5 protein-coding genes and 1 pseudogene are annotated in these 2,607 nt (G+C 21.3%); all 6 read right to left on the reverse strand.

The window, feature by feature from the left end:
* The coding region (locus tag T403_RS0103860; protein WP_033161505.1) for a hypothetical protein at positions 1–361 on the reverse strand (361 nt) is incomplete at its 3' end.
* 66 nt (positions 362–427) lie between these two features.
* Positions 428–700: a hypothetical protein gene (locus tag T403_RS0103865; RefSeq protein WP_033161506.1), complete on the reverse strand. Its 273-nt coding sequence runs from the start codon at positions 698–700 to the stop codon at positions 428–430.
* The gene (locus T403_RS0103870; protein ID WP_033161507.1) at positions 693–1,478 is read right to left on the reverse strand and encodes a ParA family protein; all 786 of its coding nucleotides are present in this window, start codon (positions 1,476–1,478) and stop codon (positions 693–695) included. The genes T403_RS0103865 and T403_RS0103870 overlap by 8 nt, the downstream gene beginning before the upstream one ends.
* On the reverse strand, positions 1,468–2,001 hold the full coding sequence (locus tag T403_RS0103875; RefSeq protein ID WP_033161508.1) for a hypothetical protein: 534 nt from the start codon (positions 1,999–2,001) through the stop codon (positions 1,468–1,470). Before T403_RS0103875 ends, T403_RS0103870 begins: the two co-directional genes overlap by 11 nt.
* Entirely contained in the window at positions 1,994–2,125 is a 132-nt protein-coding gene (locus T403_RS04660) for a hypothetical protein (protein ID WP_276211255.1), read from the reverse strand. The genes T403_RS0103875 and T403_RS04660 overlap by 8 nt, the downstream gene beginning before the upstream one ends.
* Positions 2,126–2,161: 36 nt before the next feature.
* A pseudogene (locus T403_RS04535) lies at positions 2,162–2,607 on the reverse strand (Mbov_0397 family ICE element conjugal transfer ATPase); the annotation flags it as partial.

Raw genomic sequence — 2,607 nt, forward strand, 5'->3', positions numbered from 1 at the left:
CTCCAATTCCGTTTTCATAAACTTTTCTCAATGAAACATTAGCCCCAAATCAACCATCTAAATGTTCTTTTCTGTTAATTACGAAATATGAATTAGGTGTTCTATTATTATATGAATGAGTATAATTATCATTTGCTATTTTGGAATTATAATAATCTTGTGCATAATAGTAAAAAGCAGGCGCATATTTTCTTCTATAATAATCTTCATTTAATTGCACAACTCAATTAAAATCTTTTTCACCAATATAATTGTAAAAGGTTTCATTAAAATTTAATCGCCCTTCTATTGTTTCATTTTGTTGTGCTGACATCGATAAAAATGGAATAGTTGATAAAATTGGTAAACTAAGTAAAAGCAAATATTTTTTCTTGATTTTTTTAATATTTTCCTCTTTTTATTTAAGAATTTCTTATAGATTTCTTACTTAAATATTAAGTTTGAAAAATTTATCTAAAATAATTTCTAAAATTTCACTTTTATTACGATTTTTTTCTTTTGCCAATTTTTCTAATTTTTCAACTATTTGAATTGATAAATAAAAGCCAAAAGTCTTTTTTTGCCCAACATTATTATTTTCTATTTCAACAACAAAACTATTTTCATTTTTTAATGAATGTTTATTTTTTAAAAAACTAGATTGCTTTTTTTCTACATTGTCTAATAAAATATCTTCAATATTAAAATCATTTTTATTCATTATTTTTTTCCTTTTTGTTAAACTCTAATAAATCAACTAATTTTTCATAAACTTGTGATTGCTGTTTATTTAAATTTGTTAAATAAATTGGTAATTTATTAAATGTAATTGCTCTTGCATCGTGAACTGAAGAAGGAATTGAAATAGGACATAAGCCAGGTGCAAAAAATTTATCTGCTTGTGATTTAATTGCTGCTTCAGTTATATTTCTTTTTATTGTTTTTGTTGCAACTAATGCTTTAATTTTTAGTTTTTTATTTTTATTTTGTGCTTGCTTAATAAAATAATGCATTTTACTTAAACCTTCAATTCCAAAAGCATCGAGTGTAAAAGGAATTATTAAATCATCAGATACTAATAATATCGATAAAACATTAGCTCCTTTTTTAGGTTCTGTATCAAATAAAATATAATCGTATTGATTTTCATATTCAGCAATTATTTCTTTTAAATTTCTTCATTCATCACCATAAATAGATCTTTTTGAAATTTCTTCTTCAAAAAATCTTCAACTATCTCCTGGAAGTACAATATCAATATTTTCATAAACTTTAATAGGGGCTTCTAGTGGGTTTTTAAAATAAAAAACTAAATCGTGCAAAGTATAATTTCTTACTTGTTTTTTAATTCCAAAACCAGAAGCAATGTTGCTTTGTGAATCTGTATCTATTATTAAAACTTTATAGCCTTTTTTAGCTAAAACAGCTGCATAATTAAGTGTTAAAGTTGTTTTTAAAACACCACCTTTATTATTAACAAATGCAATTTTAATCGCCATTTTTCTCCTTATTATCAACATTTTTATTTTCTAATCATTGTTTTCCAAAAAATAAATTATTCTTTTTATTTTTTAGTCATTTTTTAATAAAATAATCATCTATTTTTAAATCTAAAATTTTTAATTCATTTAAATCTTTTGCAATTTTTGTTAATAAATTATTCAAATTTTTAATTATTTCTTTAGTTTTAGAAATGTCACTATTTAATTTTCAATAATCATAATTAGTATTTTTTTTGTAAATATTTTTGATTTTATTGATTAGAATTTTTAGTTTTTTACTGCTTTTTTTATAAAATTTTTTACTATATTCATCAGCTTTTTTAAATTTATTTAAATAAAAAGAAGTAGATAATTTTTCTAAGAAATTTCCTCATTCTTTATTTATAATCAAATCTCCTAATTCAAAATTTTCATTTTCTTTTAAAAGTGATTTGATTTTTTCAATTTTTTCATCTAAAGTTGGAAAATTATTTTTTTCACTTTTTGATTTAAATTTTTTGATTTTTAACAATTTATTCATCTTCCTTTTCATTTATTTTTTCATCTTCATAAAGAATTCCTTGTTCGTTTAATATTTCAAATAAGCTTCTTTTTGAAATTATTTCTTCTTTTTGATTAAATTTCTTTTTATTGTTTTTGTGCATAGTTTTATTCATTCCTTTATTTTTTTAAATTTTTGTTTAATTAGTATTTATTGTTTCAATTTTGTTTATTTGTTGATTTTTAACAAAAAACATATTTTTTTCATATTCATTGTAGTTAATTTGGACTAATAATCTTTTAATAGGACTCATTATTAATAAAGCTTCACCAATACCAGATAAAGTAATTTTTTTCTTTTCACTATCAGTTAAACCACCTATACTTTCAAATAAATTATTTACATATTTAATTGATTCTGATTTAAGTGAAAATATTGTTGCATACTGACAAGAACCAACTATAGCTTGTCCCATTTTTTCAATTTTAGGTGTTTTAATAAAATCTTGTGGTTGTTGTGTTGTTAAAACAGTTCCTACTTGATACTTTCTACCTTCTTTAACTATTGTGTAAATAAAATTAAGTGTTGACATATTCTCTTCATCAATAAATTTATGAACTTCATCAATGAAAAATCATATTTTGT

Source organism: Mycoplasma collis ATCC 35278 (genome assembly GCF_000701825.1).
GTDB lineage: Bacteria > Bacillota_I > Bacilli_A > Mycoplasmatales > Metamycoplasmataceae > Mesomycoplasma_A > Mesomycoplasma_A collis.